Below are 15,511 nucleotides of genomic sequence, written 5' to 3'. Positions count from 1 at the left end.
TCAGCTGATCCAATCAGGTTCAGTCGAGCCCCAGCGCCGCGGCTGCGGCGGCGCGCAATTCGACCTCGACTACCTCGGCGCTGGAGCGGCGAGCCTGGTGCGGGGTCGAATTCATCATCCCGAACGTCGCGTGCACGCGCACCGTGGCCGTCTCCAGCGTCCACGCCGGATGCGCGGCTTCGACGACCTCTGCCCACCGGCTGACATAGGCGCGCTGCAGACGGCGCACGGTCCGCCGCGATTCGTCCGGCAGTGCATCGAGGTCGCGGTCCTGGATGCGGATGAGCTCGGGCTCGCTCATGGCGAAGTCGACGTGGAAGTCGATGAGACGCCGCAGGGTCTGGGCCGCCTCGGTGGGGGAGATCCCCGACGCGGTGTCCCACGCCGCGGACACGATCTCCTCGCCTCCGGACTGGAGATAGTCGGAGATGCCGACGAGGAGCTCTTCGAGCACGGCCTCTTTCGACGAGAAATGTCGGTAGACCGCCGGTGCCGAGATCCCCGCGCCCTTGCCCAGGTCGTCGAGGCGCACCCCATGGAAGCCGTGCCGGGCATAGAGCGTCTTCGCGACCTCGAGCAGCTGCTCGCGCCTGGCTGCCTTAGCCGCTGCTCGCGCCGTCGGCTTGGCCTCGTCCGAGATCGACATCCGGCCTCCTTCCCTGAGCCTGATGCCCACCGTTGCGGACGACGTCGGTGCGGTCTGGCTCGTGCGTTGTCAGTTCTGCCTGTGAGCAGTATCATAGCAGTCAGTTAAGAATCATTAACTGAAATGAGGATGGAATGAGAGCAGTGGGAACTGCGGTCAGTCCGGCGACGGGGCAGGTCAACTCCGAGGCCCACGCCGAACTCATCGCTGAACTCCGGGAGCGCATTGCGGCCACAGCCCGCGGCGGTTCCGAGAAGTCCAGGCAGCGCCATATCGATCGCGGAAAGCTGCTGCCCCGTGATCGCGTCGAGCAGCTCCTCGACCCCGGCACTCCCTTCCTCGAACTCTCTCCGCTGGCCGCCAACGGCATGTACGGCGACGCCAGCCCGGGCGCGGGAATCATCACCGGCATCGGTCGAGTCGCAGGTCGCGAATGCGTGATCGTCGCCAACGACGCCACCGTCAAGGGCGGAACCTACTACCCGGTAACCGTGAAGAAGCACCTCCGGGCCCAGGAAGTCGCCAAAGAGAACAGCCTTCCGTGCATCTACCTCGTCGACTCCGGTGGCGCGAACCTGCCGAACCAGGACGACGTCTTCCCTGATCGGGAGCACTTCGGCCGGATCTTCTTCAACCAGGCCACACTCTCCGCTGCCGGCATCCCTCAGCTTGCCGCAGTCATGGGCTCCTGCACCGCCGGCGGCGCCTACGTCCCGGCCATGGCCGATGAGTCGATCATCGTTTCCGAGCAAGGCACGATCTTCCTCGGCGGCCCACCCCTGGTCAAGGCCGCTACCGGCGAAGAGGTCACCGCTGAAGAACTCGGCGGCGGTGCTCTGCACTCCCGAGTCTCCGGCGTCACCGATCACCTCGCGGCCAATGATCCCCACGCACTGGAGATCATGCGCGACATCGTTTCGACTCTCGGGCCGAAGGGTAATGCGAACTGGGACGTCATCGAATCCCGCCTGCCCGCGCACTCCCCGGACGAACTGACCTCCGTGGTGCCCGTGGACTCACGCACACCGTATGACGTCCGCGAAGTCATCGCCCGCCTCGTCGACGGATCCGAGTTCCACGAGTTCAAAGCCGAATACGGCACGAGCCTCGTCACCGGATTCGCTCACCTCGACGGACACCCCGTCGGCATCATCGCCAACAACGGCATCCTCTTCGGCGAATCCGCGCAGAAGGGCGCCCACTTCATCGAACTCTGCGACCAGCGCAGCGTGCCCCTGGTGTTCCTGCAGAACATCTCCGGCTTCATGGTCGGCCGCGACTACGAAGCCGGCGGCATCGCCAAGCACGGAGCGAAGATGGTCAACGCCGTCGCCACCGCCCGCGTGCCCAAGTTCACCGTCGTCATCGGCGGTTCCTTCGGTGCCGGAAACTACTCGATGTGCGGCCGCGCGTACTCCCCGCGGTTCCTGTGGATGTGGCCCAATGCCCGCATCTCCGTGATGGGCGGCGAACAGGCCGCCAGCGTGCTCTCCACCGTCAGGCGCGACCAGCTCGAGGCGCGCGGAGAAGAATGGAGCACGGAGGACGAAGACACCTTCAAACAGCCCATCCGCGACCAGTACGAAGCCCAGGGCAACCCGTATTACTCGACGGCACGTCTGTGGGATGACGGAATCATCGAACCCGGTGACACCCGCCAGGTGCTGGCCATGGCCCTCGAACTCTCCCGCTTCGGACCGATGGAACGCCCGCTGAATGCCAGCGGTTACGGCGTCTTCAGAATGTGAGCCCCTCCATGACGACATCCACTATGTTCACAACCGTCCTCATCGCCAACCGCGGCGAGATCGCCCTGCGCGTCATCCGCACCTGCCGCCGTCTCGGCATCCGCACCGTCGCCGTCTACTCCGATGCCGACGCCCACGCCGCCCACGTCAAAGCCGCGGACACAGCGGTCCACCTGGGTCCGGCCGCCGCCTCCGAGTCCTACCTGCGCATCGACAAGGTCATCGCCGCTGCTCAGGCCACGGGAGCCGAAGCCATCCACCCCGGCTACGGGTTCCTGTCGGAGAACGCCGAGTTCTCCGCCGCCTGCGCCGATGCCGGAATCGTATTCCTCGGCCCCGGAGCCGACGCGATCCGGACGATGGGTGACAAGATCACCGCGAAGCAGGCGGTGTCCTCGCGCGGTGTGCCTCTCGTTCCCGGTACGAAGGACGCCGCGATGAGCGACGAGGCCCTCATCGCTGCCTCGGACGACATCGGCTTCCCCGTGCTCATCAAGCCCTCCGCCGGCGGCGGAGGCAAGGGCATGCACGCGGTCCTCGAACCCGAGAAGCTGGCGGAGTCGCTGAAGACCGCCCGCCGTGAAGCCGCGAGCTCCTTCGGCGACGATACCCTGTTCCTCGAACGCCTCGTCGCCACCCCGCGCCATATCGAAGTCCAGATCATGGCCGATGCGCACGGCAACGTCATCCACCTCGGCGAACGCGAATGCTCCCTGCAGCGTCGCCATCAGAAGGTCATCGAGGAGGCCCCGTCCGCACTCCTCGACGAGGCGACCCGAGCACGGATCGGTCAGGCCGCCTGCGAGACCGCGAAGTCCGTCGGCTACGTCGGCGCCGGAACCGTCGAGTTCATCGTCGGCGCCGACCGCCCTGACGAGTTCTTCTTCATGGAGATGAACACCCGTCTGCAGGTCGAACATCCCGTCACCGAGGAGGTCACCGGGGTCGATCTCGTCGAACTCCAGCTGCTCGTCGGCACCGGTGCACCGCTGCCGCTGACCCAGGACGACATCACGTTGACGGGGCACTCGATCGAGGCCCGCATCTACGCCGAGGATCCCTCGCGCGGATTCCTGCCCACCGGCGGTCGTGCCCTCGACGTCGTCTTCCCGCAGGGGGAGGGCATTCGCGTCGACGCCGGACTCGAAGCCGGGCAGACCATCGCCTCGGACTACGACCCGATGATCGCGAAGCTCATCGTCCGCGCCGATGACCGTGCCCAGGCCATCGCCCGCCTCGATTCGGCGCTCGCCGCCTCTGCGGTACCGGGAATCGTGACGAACATCGACTTCCTGCGCACCCTCATGAGCCTGCCCGAGGTCGTCGCGGGTGACCTCGACACCTCACTCATCGACAACCTCAGCGAGGAGCAGCTGGCGCACCCCGCCGGTGAGCTCCACGCGCAGCTGGCGGCGGCAGCCGTCACGGTCACCGGGGGAGCGGCAGGCACTACCCTGACCGGGCCGGTCACGGCCGCCGAGCTCTCAGCGAATCGGCCGACCGCCTCGGTGTGGGCCGGACCGAGCGCCTGGCGCACCTCGCGTCCGGACTTCCGTCCCACGGTCACCCTGGCCGGCGGCGGGCAGAGCCGCGAGGTCGACGTCCGTGCAGGAGCCGTCGACGTCGATGCCGACGGTCTGTGGCACGTCACGCTCGACGGGATCCAGCACACCGCCCGAATCTTCTCCGACGCCCGCGACCGCAGCATCTGGGTGAGCACCGACTCCGGAATCCACGTCTTCACCCGACCGTTGGCGGACTCGTCGCTGACGCCAGGACTCGAGGGCGCCGAGGTGCTCGCACCGATGCCCGGCTCCGTCGTCGACATCAAGGTCGAGACCGGGGACTCAGTGGAACAGGGCGATGCGATCGTCGTCGTCGAGGCGATGAAGATGGAACACGTGCTCACCGCACCCGCCGCCGGAATCGTCAACGTCGTCGCCGTCGCAGGCGCCCAGGTCGCACTCGACGAGGTGCTCGCCACCGTCGTCGACGAAACCGCAGCCGAGGCCACCGAATAGTCGCCAGCCACTCACACCACAACCACGCCACAAGCGGGAGGAAACAATGGAAACCTTTGTTCCGGGCATGCTGCCCGAAGAATACGAAGACCTGCGCCAGGGCGTCGCGAAGTTCGCCGACGAAGAGGTCGCACCTGTCTCGGCCGAACTCGACGCCAAGCACGAGTTCCCCTACGACCTCGTTGCGAAGATGGGCGAGATGGGACTCTTCGGCCTGCCCTTCGACGAAGAGTACGGCGGAATGGGCGGCGACTACTTCGCCCTGTGCCTGGCCATCGAAGAACTCGGCCGGGTCAACCAGTCCCTGGCCATCACCCTCGAAGCCGGAGTCTCGCTCGGAGCGATGCCGATCTACCGCTTCGGCACCGAAGAGCAGAAGAAGGAATGGCTGCCGAAGCTCACCGACGCCTCGGGCCTGGCCGCCTTCGGCCTGACCGAACCCGAGGCCGGATCGGATGCCGGCGGCACCCGGACCAAGGCCACGCTGGCGGGCGGGACTTGGACGATCAACGGCAGCAAGTGCTTCATCACGAACTCCGGCACCGACATCACCCGCCTGGTCACCGCCACCGCCGTGACCGGAACCCGAACGTCGAAGTCGGGCCGCGAAGTGCCTGAGATCTCGACGATCATGATCCCGACCGGCACCCCCGGCTTCACCGCCGAACCGGCCTATGACAAGGTCGGCTGGAACTCCTCGGACACGCACCCGCTCACCTTCGACAACGTGCAGGTGCCCGAAGAGAACCTCCTCGGCGAACGCGGCCGCGGCTACGCGAACTTCCTGCGCATCCTCGACGAGGGCCGCATCGCCGTCGGCGCCCTGTCCGTCGGTGCCGCCCAGGGCTGTGTCGACGAATCCGTGAAGTACGCGAAGGAGCGCCAGGCCTTCGGCAAGCCGATCGCCGACTTCCAGGGCATCTCCTTCAAGATCGCCCGTATGGAGGCCCGCGTCGTCGCCGCCCGGTCGGCGTACTACCTCGCGGCCTCGCGGATGCTCGCCGGACTGCCGTTCAAGAAGGAAGCCGCCATCGCGAAGATGATCGCCGGCGAAGCGGCCATGGACAACGCGCGCGACGCCACCCAGATCCACGGCGGCTACGGCTTCATGAACGAATACCTCGTCGCCCGCCACTACCGCGACTCGAAGATCCTCGAAGTCGGCGAAGGCACCACCGAGGTCCAGCTCATGCTCATCGCCCGCGAACTCGGACTCTGAGCCCAGTCCACATCCTGCCCTGAGGGCCGGTGCCGACCTTCCGTCGGTCACCCACACCATCAACGCCCGCCGAGGCGGCGCCGCACATCCGTACGGACGTGCAGTGCCGCCTCGGCGGGCGATATTCTGGTCCGATAACACCGTGAGGTGAGACGGCGACCGAAGGGGAAGTGGGAGCACATGGATCTCAGCTTGGTGGCGTCGGTGGCGACGACGACGTGGATCGTCATCGAATACATCGTGAAGATCATCGCGGTCGGTGTGGTGCCGGAGAACCGTCGCCCGTCATCGTCCTCGGCATGGCTGCTGCTCATCCTGTTCGTGCCGATCGTCGGAATTCCCGCATTCCTGCTGCTCGGTAGCCCCTATATCAATCAGCGCCGCGCCCGGATCCAGGCCGAAGCGAACGAACTCATGCACGAAGGTGCCGACGACCTGCCCGATGTGCCGCCGTCCCTGGTCGCCGAGCCGGAATTCGTCTCCGTCGCCCAACTGGGACGGGCACTGACCGCACTGCCGATGGTCACCGGCGACAGCCACGGGGTGATCTCGGACTACGAGGCGTCGATCAAGCGGATGGCCGAGCTCGTCGACGGGGCAGCCGAATACGTCCACGTCGAGATCTACATCATGGCGTGGGATTCGACGACCGACATCTTCTTCCAGGCGCTCGAGCGAGCATCTGCGCGCGGGGTCGAAGTCCGTGTCCTCTTCGACCACATCGGGTCGCGGAAATATCCGGGATTCCACAGGCTCGGCAAACGACTGAACGCCGCCGGCATCGAATGGCACCTGATGCTGCCGTTCATCCCGTGGCGCGGCAAGGCCCGACGCATCGACCTGCGCAATCACCGCAAGCTGCTCGTCATCGACGGCAAGCGGGCGATGATGGGTTCGCAGAACATGATCGATTCGAGCTACCTCAACAGGAAGAACTCCCAGATCGGCCGGAACTGGCACGACATCATGGTCGAGCTCTCCGGCCCCATTGTCGCCGGAATCGAAGCGGTGTTCTCCACCGACTGGTATTCCGAATCAGGACAGGCGCTGGGCATCCGCCCGTACGAACGCGACGGCAACGAGCCCGAAGTCGGCGGGGCGACGAGCGCGATGCAGCTGGTTCCTTCGGGGCCCGGGTTCACGACCGCTCCGAACCTCAAAGTCTTCACCTCGATGATGTATCTGGCGCAGAAGCGCCTGGCCATCGTCAGCCCCTACTTCGTGCCCGACGAATCGCTGCTGGCAGCCGTGGAGACCGCGGCCAGGCGTGGGGTCGACGTCGAGCTCTACGTCAGCGAGCAGGCGGACCAGTACATGGTCGACCGGGCACAGTCGTCCTACTACCGGTCGCTGCTCGAAGCGGGGGTGCGGATCTTCCTCTACCCGAAACCCGCCGTGCTGCACACGAAGTGCTTCATCGTCGACGACCTCTATGCCGTGATGGGCTCATCGAACATGGACATGCGCTCGTTCGGTCTCAATTACGAGATCAGCCTGCTGACCACCGGCGGCGACCTGGTCGACGACATCGTCGACGTCATCGCCGACTACCAGCACGTCAGCCACGAACTCACCCTGGAGGAATGGGAGAAGCGCCCATGGCCTCGTCGGTATATGGAGTCCGTCATGCGCCTGACCTCATCGCTGCAGTAGCCGGTGTCTCCTGCGGGCGGATCCACCGCGATTTCGGACGAAGAAACGAGGGGGGGGCCACCCCTAGGAGACATCGAGACCTCTAGGAGACGATCAGGCGGAGCCCGTGGGGTCGGGGCCGAGGTCGCCGCGGCTCTCCAGCGGCACGTCCAACAGATTGTGGACTCCGTCGACGATCTCGTTGGGTCGGAACGGGAAGCGGCGGACATCCTCGGCGGTGGAGATTCCCGACAGCACGAGCACGGTGTGCATGCCCGCTTCCATGCCGGCGATGATGTCGGTGTCCATGCGGTCGCCGATCATCGCGGTGCTCATCGAATGGGCGCCGATCCTGTTCAGGGCCGAGCGGAACATCATCGGGTTCGGCTTGCCCACCACGTAGGGCTCGCGGTTCGTCGCCTTCGTGATGAGGGCGGCGATGGCGCCGGTGGCCGGCAGGACGCCCTCGGGGGAGGGGCCGGTGGCGTCCGGGTTCGTGACGATGAACCGGGAGCCGGCATCGATGAGGCGGATGGCCTTCGTAATCGCCTCGAATGAATAGGAATGGGTCTCGCCGACGACGACGAAGTCCGGGTCGTGCTCGGTCATGACGAACCCGGCCTCGTGGATCGCCGTGGTCAGCCCCGCCTCGCCGACGACGTAGGCCGTTCCGTGCTCGACCTGATTGGACAGGAAGTCCGCGGTGGCCATCGCCGAGGTCCAGATGTTCGACTCGGGGACGTCGAGCCCGTTCGAGCGCAGCCGGGCGGAGAGGTCGCGAGCGGTGTAGATGGAGTTGTTTGTCAGCACCAGGTAGGGGATATCGGCCTGGCGCCACTGGGCGAGCAGCTCTGCGGCTCCCGGCAGAGGATTGTTCTCCTTGACCAGGACGCCGTCCATGTCGGTCAGCCAGCAGTCGATCGAATCGCGATCCATGTCTCTCCTCGAGCTCGGGGTGGGCCGAAGCGGCTGTTTCCAGCCTAGTCGGGTTGAGCGCAAATGTGCTGAGAAGTCCGATCCGAGGTGGTGCCGTACCCCTTTGCGGATCGTCCCAGAGCCCCTTGACGGGGCGGCTGAGAAGTGTATTGTAGTCTTCACTTAATTAAGAGGGTGCTTAAATGAGTATGGACCACGTCTTCGCGGCGCTTGCCGATCCGACACGTCGGGCGATCATCGATCGGCTGCGCGGGGGAGACAAGACCGCCGGTGAGCTCGCGGAACCGCTGCCGATCAGTCGATCCGCAGTCTCCCAGCACCTCAAGGTGCTCGAGACGGCGGGGCTCATCACCCGATCGAAAGCCGCTCGGCAGCGCATCGTCGCACTCAACGCCGACGCCCTCACCGAGGCGGCCGAATGGATGCAGGCGGCCCACGACGAATGGCAGCAGCGCTTCGACAACCTCGACCGCATCCTCGCCGAGGAGGTGCCCACCGACCCATCAACGACCGATCCGTCGACCGCAGATCGCACTGCGGACTGACCATCGACGGCAACGACGTACCGAACGACGCGGACAACACGTACGACGCAGACATCATGCACGACTCAAGGAGGAGAACAGCGATGAACGCCGAGAACACAGCCAACACAGACACCACCGCGACCGATCCGAACAGCGCACAGGCGGGGGAGCCGGGATTCACCATCGTCCGCGAATTCGCCGCACCGCGGGCCCGGGTCTGGGAAGCCTGGACGAACCCGGACGTCATGGCCCGCTGGTTCCACCCTGAAACGCTGGTCACCCCACGCGAATCCGTATCCGTCGACCTGCGGGTCGGCGGCGAATACACCTACACGATGCGCACACCCGACACGGGACAGGAGTTCCCGACCGCCGGGAAGTACCTCCACATCGACGAGCCCGTCCGCCTCGACTTCACATGGGGGAGTCCCGGCGAGGTGGACGATGCCCCGCGCGTGAGCGTCGCACTTGAGGAGATCGACGCCGACCGCACCCGCATGACGTTCACGCTGACCGGCCTGCCCAATGACTCGGGCTCAGATGCGAGTGCGTACGACGGATGGTCATCGGCCTTCAACGAACTCGGTACAGAGCTCGGTTCCTGACCGGTGCCGGCTGATCACGGCGGTGAACCGCCTCAGGCATCGCCGAGGTGGTCCACCGCCGCCAGCGAACGCAGGGTCCGATTGCCGAACCGATCGTCCTCGGCCAGTTCGGTGATGCACCCGGAATGCGCGGCGAAGGTCGCCCGGCCCATCGCCTCGAGCGGCAGCTCCAGCCACCGACCAATGACGAACGTGTGGGCGAAGCCGTGCGTGACGACCACCTGGTGTGAGGCTCTCTGCGCGAGGATCTCGTCGACCGCGGAGTAGATCCGAGCACCGGCCTCACGTCGCGTCTCCGCCCCGTCGATGCCTTCGACATGATCGAGGCGCATCGTGTGGTCGAAGGCGCCATCGGGCACGGGCGGGAAGACGAAGCGCTCGTCCAGCCAGGACTGCTCCCGTCCCTCCGCGACCCCGTACGACTTCTCGCGCAGGCCCGGGTGGTCGATTGCGCGGGTGCCGAGACGATCGGCGACCATCGCAGCGGTCGTGCGGGTGCGCCGGAGGTCGGAGGTGAACACCTGCACCGAGGCGGCCGCCGGGATCCGCGACCGCAGCTCGGCGGCGATGCGATCGGCTTGGAGTTCGCCGCGGGCAGTGAGCTCGGAATCGTGCCACCCACCGACCCTGGCCTCGAGATGGTGCCGGGCCTCCGGGTGGGTGACGACGAAGAGGGATCGTGTGATGGCCATGGTGACTTTGAGCCTACCGAAATCGGCCTGCTGTGACGATCGTCAGGCCAGAAGCCGTGAGACCAGCTCCCTCGCCCTGCGCAGACGGCGGTCGTCTCCGTCGATGCCGAAGTGGACCATGGCTCCCTCGAGGATGAGGAAGATGTGCTCAGCCAGTTCGAAAGGGTCGGGGATGCCGCTGTCTTCCAGGCAGCCGGAGATGAGCTCCACGACCCGCTGTTTGTGAGCGCGGATGACGGCGCGTCCGGGATGGGCGTCAGGAAGCTCTGCGGCCGCATTGATGAAGCCGCAGCCGCGATCGGCAGATTGGGAATCGAGAGTATACGAATCGAAGACCGCCATGACGCGTTCGCTCGCTTCCTTGCCGTCGCCGAGGTGCTCGAGGCGCGATTCCAGTCTCTGCCACCAGGCGTCATGCCTGAACTGCAGGTATGCGACGACGAGCCCATCCTTCGACTCGAATCGGTTGTAGAGAGTGCGTTTTGTGATTCCGGACTCGGCCGCGATCGTGTCGACGCCGACCGCGTGGATGCCGTGAGCGTAGAAGAGCTCCCCTGCAGTTTCGAGGATGCGTCTCGCTCCTGTGGTCAGTCGTGGGGGTGTGAGCGCATCGGTCTGCGGTGCTGCCGACATCGGTTCGGTCCTGTCTCGTCTCCGGTGGCCCGCGCATCGCTGCGCGGTCGATCTTTACAGATCAGTGTACATGAGGGCAGAGTGATTCACAGACCTGTGAAGTTTGTTGCTGCGGCCCGGCGCCGGGGGCAGCCTGTCCTGCGATCGGAGACCTCCCCAATGACATCGACCCTCCTCAGCCAGCGCCCGCTCGACCGTCGTGGCGCGCTGACTCTGATCGCAGCCGGGACCGCCCTCATCGCCGTCTGCTATGGCTTTGCCCGCTTCGCCTATGGGCTGTTCCTTCCGCCCATTCGCACGGAGTTCGGTCTCGAGGCTTCGACCGCGGGCGCCATCGCCTCCGGGTCGTATGTGGCCTACTGTGCAGCGATCATCGTCTCCACCGCGCTCACGCCGCGATTCGGCGGTCGCGTCCTTGCCGTGTCCGCCGGGGTCATTGCGGCATCGGGCACGGCCCTTGTCGCGCTCGCCCCGAACCCCGCGCTGCTGGCGGTCGGTGTAGTCGTCGCCGGTTCGAGTACCGGTGTCGCCTCACCACCGCTCGCTCATGCTGTCGCGCATTCCCTGCGCGCAGCAGTCCAAGGGCGGGCGCAGACGGTGATCAACGCCGGTACGGGACTCGGCGTCGCTGTCGCCGGACCCGCTGCTCTGCTCGCGTCGGGCCACTGGCGACTGGGTTGGTTTGCCTTCTCGGCGATCTCTGCGGCGGTCACAGTCTGGGTGCTGCGGGCCGTGCCCTCAGCCGGCCGTCCCGGCCCGGCTCGCACGACGAACAGAGGGGCCTCGACGAGCGCGGAGCGGTGCGCCGAGACGCCTTCGCACGCGAAGGATGGGCGAGGTGCGGTGTCGGCTCTTCTGCCCCGTCCCCTCTTCCCGCCGGGAAGCGGCAGGATCATCGCAGCTTCGGGGCTCATGGGAATTGCGAGCTCGGCGGTCTGGACGTTCGGTCGCGATGTCCTCGGCAGTGTAGGTGGAATGGGTCCGACCGCCTCAGCAATTGCGTGGATACTGCTCGGTGCCTTCGGAATCCTCGGTGCACTCGCCGGAGACGCTGCACGACGGATCGGGCTCAGGCGATCATGGGTGCTGGGAATGCTCCTCCTCGCAGCAGCCACCGTGCTCTTCGCTCCGGCCGCTGGAATCCCCGGCGCGGCCGGGCTGCTCTGCGCGACATTCGGGGCCGTCTACATCGCACTCACGGGTTTGCTCCTCGTCTGGGGCACCGAGGTCTATGCCTCCAGTCCTGCCACCGGGGTGGGTCTGGCATTCCTCGTCATCGCCGTCGGTCAGGCCGTCGGGGCACCGCTGACGGGCGAACTCATCGGTGACTTCGGGCCGCACATCGCCTTTGCCGTGATCGGCGGATGCGCCGCCGTCGGTGTGCTGGTGGGTCCCCGACGCCGTCAGTGACAGACATCGAGCCCGACGATCATTGCCGACCCGACCGATCCGATGCACAAGGCCTGCCCGCGACCCCCGAGTCGCAGAGGTCCGGTGAATGGCGATAAACTCAAATCACGACGAGTGAGGAGCGTTACATGGGCGACAAAGTCATTGCACAACGAGGTCTGTGGCTGGACGAAATGGAAGTCGGCGCCACCTATAAGCACGCGCCGGGCCGCACCGTCACCGAGGCGGACAACACCCTGTTCACGGCCGTGACGATGAATACCCAGGCTCTGCACCTCGACGCGGCATGGTCGTCCACCGAACCCTTCGGCGAGCGCCTCGTCAATTCGATGTTCACCCTGGCCACCCTCATCGGTCTGTCCGTGTCCCAGCTGACGCAGGGCACGACGGTCGGAAACCTCGGCTTCTCCGAGGTCAGCTTCCCGGCCCCGATGTTCCACGGTGACACCCTCTACGCGGAGACGACCATCCTCGACAAACGCAATTCGAAGTCCCGTCCGGGCCAGGGCATCGTCACCTTCGAACACCGCGGCTACAACCAGGACGGCAAACTCGTCGCGAAGGCCGTGCGCCAGGCGATGATGTTCGACTCCAGTCACGAATCCGCAGCAGCGAAGTCCGCCGCCGACACCGCCGATCAGACGGACACCGGAAAGTGAGCCCCCATATGTCACTCGAGTTCAAACCCGCCTGGCTCTTCGTCCCCGGCGATCGTCCCGACCGGTACACGAAAGCGGCCGAACGCTCCGATATCGTCATCCTCGACCTCGAGGACGCCGTCAACGACGCTGACAAAGCCGCCGCACGGGAGTCCATCGTCGACTTCCCCCTCGACCCCACCCGCACGGTCGTGCGGGTGAACTCCCACGATTCTGGCCACCTCGGCGAGGATCTGAAGATGCTTGCGCGCACCGAGTACACGGCCGTGATGCTGCCGAAGGCAGAGCTCGCAGCGGATCTGTCGATCCTATCCGGATTCCAGGTCATCGCGCTCATCGAAACCGCGCTCGGGGCCGTCAACGTCGCCGAGATCGCCGCCGCCCCCAATGTCTATGCGCTGATGTGGGGATCGGAGGATCTCATCGCCGACCTCGGCGGAGGATCTTCCCGCAAAGACGACGGTGGCTACCGGGACGTGGCCAAGCATGTGCGCAGCCAAACCCTCCTCGCAGCTCGGGCCCACCGCAAGTTCGCGCTCGACTCGATCTGGGCGGACATCCCGAACCTCGAAGGACTGGCAGCCGAGGCCGAGGACGCCGTGCAGTCGGGGTTCTCCGGCAAGGTCTCCATCCACCCCAACCACGTGCCCGTCGTCCGCGACGCCTTCCGCCCCGGCGAGGAACAGCTGACCTGGGCGCAGTCAGTGCTCGACCTGGCGAAGACGGAGAAGGGTGCATTCTCCTTCGAGGGCAAGATGATCGACGCCCCTCTGCTCAAGCACGCCGAACTCATCGTCGCCCGCGCGAACTGAAGGTCACCAGCTCGTGAACGTCTCCGACGCGCTCATCGCCGACCAGATCCACGCCGTCCTCACCGCCGCCGAGGCAGGGGACGGGACCGCGCCCATCGTCGAGGCCGGCGATCCCGTCCTGCGCACCGACACCCGCCCCTTCGACGGGCAGGTCGATGATGCCGAACTCGATCAGCTCGCCGAGGTGATGCGAGCGACCATGCTCGCCGCTCCGGGAGTCGGCCTCGCGGCCCCGCAGGTGGGCATCGGTCTGTCGATGTTCGTCGCCGAAGATCCCGGTGCCCGCGATCCCGAGGTCGCGAAGGTCCGGCAGCGGGAGCCGATGCCGCTGCGGGTGGTCCTCAACGCGAGCTACGAACGCGCCGGTGGTGAGGACGTCGCCTTCTATGAGGGATGCCTTTCGATCCCCGGCTACCAGGCCGTCGTCGCTCGCCCCCGCAACATCGCTCTGACGGGCATCGACCTGAAGGGCGGCCCCATCGCCGAGGAGGTCTCCGGCTGGTCGGCGCGCATCGTCGCCCACGAGACCGACCACCTGTCCGGGATCCTCTTCCTCGACAAAGCCGAGATGCGGTCCCTGGCGACGAACGAATCCGTGGCGAAGTTCTGGCACCAGCCCTCGACGCAGAAGGCCGCCGCCGAACTCGGCTTCTCTTTGCCTTCGGGCATGGTGATGTGAGCTCTCGCTGCTGCAGTCGGCGGGAACCAGGGCGGCAATCATCGTGACCTCCGGGCCGTGACCGTTCTCACCTGCAACTCAGTCGAGCATGATTCGATAAAGCCATGCGACTTCCCGACATCCCCCACCGCCATCACCGTTTTGTGCGGACCACCGCGGCTCTCGGCGCCGGTGCTCTCGCGCTCGTCCGCCGCCGTGACGTCTCCGCCGAATACCAGGGCAGCCTGCGGGGCGCCACGGCGCTCGCCAACGCGGGCCTGACCTGGCTCACCGGGTCCCGGGCCTTCCTCGGCAAGGTGGGCGGATCGAGCGGCATCGACGAATTCATCGGAGCCTTCTCCACCAGAGGGAGCGGTCCCCTCCGATATGCTTCCTCTCCTGCGCACATCTCGGACGTCGGAGAACTCGACGGCAATGCCGACGCGGATACTTGGTGGGACGAACAGGCGAGCATGACGTCGCCGGCGTACCTCAACGCAGTCACCGCGGCAGCAGCGGGAGCGGCCTCATGGGCGCTCTGGCCGCTGACGGAGCGGCTGGCGGAGAAAGTCGATGAGAAACTTCCGAGCGGAGTCGGCCGCGGTCTCAACGCCGTCGTCAACGGCGGGCTCGTCGCGGTGACAGCGGTCCTCATCGACAAGGTCGAGAACTGGGCCGACGACGAGGACCTCGACTACGCACCGGTCGAGATCGAGCTGCCCTCCCGCATCCGGGAGTCGCTGAACCTCCTGCTGTCACAGCCGCATCCCCTCGCACAAGCCACCGCCGAGGCAGTGTCCGAGCAGCTCGCCACCGCGCGCTTCTTCGTCTGGGTCACCTACCCGAGAGCTGAGTATCCGGGAAACGCGCCGATCAGTCTGGACCCCGACCGGCTGGCCGAGATCATCAGAGACGAAGACATCGAGAGCATCGACGTCTACCCCGCAGCATCATCCCCGCGGGTGGTCCCGGGAACGCAGACGTACCCGGTCGTTGGGATCAGGCACAGCGCGGACCAAGATGGGGGAGAGACGGCCGAGAGGGAACTGAGCCTGAGCATCGTCAACGGCTACCTCGACGCCATCTCGTTCAGCTCGCCTGATTCAGATGTCAGGGTCTCCGAGGATCTTCCCGAGGACTCGGTGCCGGGAACGCTCCATCCCGAGGGCCTCGAACAGGAGTCAGACTATGCGGGCTACTCGAGCAGCTTCGAGATCCTCGACGATGACGAAAATATGACCGTGCTGGCGACGTGGCCCGCCCCCGATCAGCTGACCTTCCGCGCTGATGGCAGCTGATCGTACCGCTCGGGC

15 protein-coding genes are annotated in these 15,511 nt (G+C 66.1%); 11 read left to right on the top strand and 4 right to left on the bottom strand.

The genetic code is table 11. From position 1 onward, the window contains the following. Positions 1-19 precede the first annotated feature (19 nt). Entirely contained in the window at positions 20-646 is a 627-nt protein-coding gene (locus ACSBQT_RS09335) for a TetR/AcrR family transcriptional regulator (RefSeq protein WP_410710717.1), read from the bottom strand. A 134-nt stretch (positions 647-780) separates the two neighbouring features. Between ACSBQT_RS09335 and ACSBQT_RS09330 the strand changes: the two genes are divergently transcribed. The 4 genes from ACSBQT_RS09330 (at position 781) to cls (ending at position 7,287) form a co-directional block, all read left to right on the top strand. Further along, the gene (locus tag ACSBQT_RS09330) at positions 781-2,394 is read left to right on the top strand and encodes a carboxyl transferase domain-containing protein (protein ID WP_410710716.1); all 1,614 of its coding nucleotides are present in this window, start codon (positions 781-783) and stop codon (positions 2,392-2,394) included. Between the two features lie 23 nt (positions 2,395-2,417). Next, positions 2,418-4,415: an acetyl/propionyl/methylcrotonyl-CoA carboxylase subunit alpha gene (locus ACSBQT_RS09325; RefSeq protein WP_410710979.1), complete on the top strand. Its 1,998-nt coding sequence runs from the start codon at positions 2,418-2,420 to the stop codon at positions 4,413-4,415. A 46-nt stretch (positions 4,416-4,461) separates the two neighbouring features. Then, complete coding sequence (locus tag ACSBQT_RS09320) at positions 4,462-5,634, top strand: acyl-CoA dehydrogenase family protein (RefSeq protein ID WP_410710715.1); 1,173 nt, start codon at positions 4,462-4,464, stop codon at positions 5,632-5,634. A gap of 180 nt (positions 5,635-5,814) precedes the next feature. After that, the gene (cls, locus tag ACSBQT_RS09315; protein WP_410710714.1) at positions 5,815-7,287 is read left to right on the top strand and encodes a cardiolipin synthase; all 1,473 of its coding nucleotides are present in this window, start codon (positions 5,815-5,817) and stop codon (positions 7,285-7,287) included. A 93-nt stretch (positions 7,288-7,380) separates the two neighbouring features. On the opposite strand, the gene ACSBQT_RS09310 is transcribed toward cls, so the two are convergent. Beyond that, the gene (locus tag ACSBQT_RS09310; RefSeq protein ID WP_139468677.1) at positions 7,381-8,202 is read right to left on the bottom strand and encodes an HAD-IIA family hydrolase; all 822 of its coding nucleotides are present in this window, start codon (positions 8,200-8,202) and stop codon (positions 7,381-7,383) included. Positions 8,203-8,384: 182 nt separating this feature from the next. Here ACSBQT_RS09310 and ACSBQT_RS09305 point away from each other — a divergent pair, with 182 nt between their 5' ends. Together ACSBQT_RS09305 and ACSBQT_RS09300 are read left to right on the top strand one after the other, a co-directional pair. Further along, positions 8,385-8,747 (top strand): ArsR/SmtB family transcription factor, encoded by a 363-nt coding sequence (locus tag ACSBQT_RS09305; protein ID WP_410710713.1) that lies wholly within the window; start codon positions 8,385-8,387, stop codon positions 8,745-8,747. 83 nt (positions 8,748-8,830) lie between these two features. Next, complete coding sequence (locus ACSBQT_RS09300; RefSeq protein ID WP_410710712.1) at positions 8,831-9,334, top strand: SRPBCC family protein; 504 nt, start codon at positions 8,831-8,833, stop codon at positions 9,332-9,334. Between the two features lie 32 nt (positions 9,335-9,366). On the opposite strand, the gene ACSBQT_RS09295 is transcribed toward ACSBQT_RS09300, so the two are convergent. Together ACSBQT_RS09295 and ACSBQT_RS09290 are read right to left on the bottom strand one after the other, a co-directional pair. Further along, on the bottom strand, positions 9,367-10,026 hold the full coding sequence (locus ACSBQT_RS09295) for a histidine phosphatase family protein (protein WP_410710711.1): 660 nt from the start codon (positions 10,024-10,026) through the stop codon (positions 9,367-9,369). A 42-nt stretch (positions 10,027-10,068) separates the two neighbouring features. After that, the gene (locus ACSBQT_RS09290) at positions 10,069-10,659 is read right to left on the bottom strand and encodes a TetR/AcrR family transcriptional regulator (protein WP_052239663.1); all 591 of its coding nucleotides are present in this window, start codon (positions 10,657-10,659) and stop codon (positions 10,069-10,071) included. Positions 10,660-10,818: 159 nt separating this feature from the next. On the opposite strand from ACSBQT_RS09290, the gene ACSBQT_RS09285 reads away from it, so the two are divergent. The 5 genes from ACSBQT_RS09285 to ACSBQT_RS09265 all read left to right on the top strand — a co-directional run bounded on the left by ACSBQT_RS09285 (position 10,819) and on the right by ACSBQT_RS09265 (position 15,496). Next, positions 10,819-12,069, top strand: a complete 1,251-nt coding sequence (locus ACSBQT_RS09285) for an MFS transporter (RefSeq protein ID WP_410710710.1) — start codon at positions 10,819-10,821, stop codon at positions 12,067-12,069. 128 nt (positions 12,070-12,197) lie between these two features. Continuing rightward, complete coding sequence (locus ACSBQT_RS09280) at positions 12,198-12,728, top strand: MaoC family dehydratase (RefSeq protein WP_410710709.1); 531 nt, start codon at positions 12,198-12,200, stop codon at positions 12,726-12,728. A gap of 8 nt (positions 12,729-12,736) precedes the next feature. Continuing rightward, entirely contained in the window at positions 12,737-13,540 is an 804-nt protein-coding gene (locus tag ACSBQT_RS09275; RefSeq protein ID WP_410710708.1) for an HpcH/HpaI aldolase/citrate lyase family protein, read from the top strand. A 13-nt stretch (positions 13,541-13,553) separates the two neighbouring features. After that, the gene (locus ACSBQT_RS09270; RefSeq protein WP_410710707.1) at positions 13,554-14,219 is read left to right on the top strand and encodes a peptide deformylase; all 666 of its coding nucleotides are present in this window, start codon (positions 13,554-13,556) and stop codon (positions 14,217-14,219) included. Positions 14,220-14,323: 104 nt separating this feature from the next. Further along, the gene (locus ACSBQT_RS09265) at positions 14,324-15,496 is read left to right on the top strand and encodes a hypothetical protein (RefSeq protein ID WP_410710706.1); all 1,173 of its coding nucleotides are present in this window, start codon (positions 14,324-14,326) and stop codon (positions 15,494-15,496) included. Positions 15,497-15,511 lie beyond the last annotated feature (15 nt).

It is taken from the genome of Brevibacterium sp. H602 (assembly GCF_051172395.1).
Classification (GTDB): Bacteria; Actinomycetota; Actinomycetes; order Actinomycetales; family Brevibacteriaceae; genus Brevibacterium.
This window is presented reverse-complemented; position numbering and strand designations above follow the sequence as displayed.

What these genes read in the sequence shown, in the direction of transcription:
- ACSBQT_RS09275 (WP_410710708.1), top strand. Translation starts at nt 12,737, where the DNA reads ATGTCACTCGAGTTCAAACCCGCCTGGCTCTTCGTCCCCGGCGATCGT.
- cls (WP_410710714.1), top strand. Translation starts at nt 5,815, where the DNA reads ATGGATCTCAGCTTGGTGGCGTCGGTGGCGACGACGACGTGGATCGTC.
- ACSBQT_RS09335 (WP_410710717.1), bottom strand. Translation starts at nt 646, where the DNA reads ATGTCGATCTCGGACGAGGCCAAGCCGACGGCGCGAGCAGCGGCTAAG.
- ACSBQT_RS09330 (WP_410710716.1), top strand. Translation starts at nt 781, where the DNA reads ATGAGAGCAGTGGGAACTGCGGTCAGTCCGGCGACGGGGCAGGTCAAC.
- ACSBQT_RS09290 (WP_052239663.1), bottom strand. Translation starts at nt 10,659, where the DNA reads ATGTCGGCAGCACCGCAGACCGATGCGCTCACACCCCCACGACTGACC.
- ACSBQT_RS09325 (WP_410710979.1), top strand. Translation starts at nt 2,418, where the DNA reads ATGTTCACAACCGTCCTCATCGCCAACCGCGGCGAGATCGCCCTGCGC.
- ACSBQT_RS09280 (WP_410710709.1), top strand. Translation starts at nt 12,198, where the DNA reads ATGGGCGACAAAGTCATTGCACAACGAGGTCTGTGGCTGGACGAAATG.
- ACSBQT_RS09310 (WP_139468677.1), bottom strand. Translation starts at nt 8,202, where the DNA reads ATGGATCGCGATTCGATCGACTGCTGGCTGACCGACATGGACGGCGTC.
- ACSBQT_RS09320 (WP_410710715.1), top strand. Translation starts at nt 4,462, where the DNA reads ATGGAAACCTTTGTTCCGGGCATGCTGCCCGAAGAATACGAAGACCTG.
- ACSBQT_RS09295 (WP_410710711.1), bottom strand. Translation starts at nt 10,026, where the DNA reads ATGGCCATCACACGATCCCTCTTCGTCGTCACCCACCCGGAGGCCCGG.
- ACSBQT_RS09305 (WP_410710713.1), top strand. Translation starts at nt 8,385, where the DNA reads ATGAGTATGGACCACGTCTTCGCGGCGCTTGCCGATCCGACACGTCGG.
- ACSBQT_RS09300 (WP_410710712.1), top strand. Translation starts at nt 8,831, where the DNA reads ATGAACGCCGAGAACACAGCCAACACAGACACCACCGCGACCGATCCG.
- ACSBQT_RS09285 (WP_410710710.1), top strand. Translation starts at nt 10,819, where the DNA reads ATGACATCGACCCTCCTCAGCCAGCGCCCGCTCGACCGTCGTGGCGCG.
- ACSBQT_RS09265 (WP_410710706.1), top strand. Translation starts at nt 14,324, where the DNA reads ATGCGACTTCCCGACATCCCCCACCGCCATCACCGTTTTGTGCGGACC.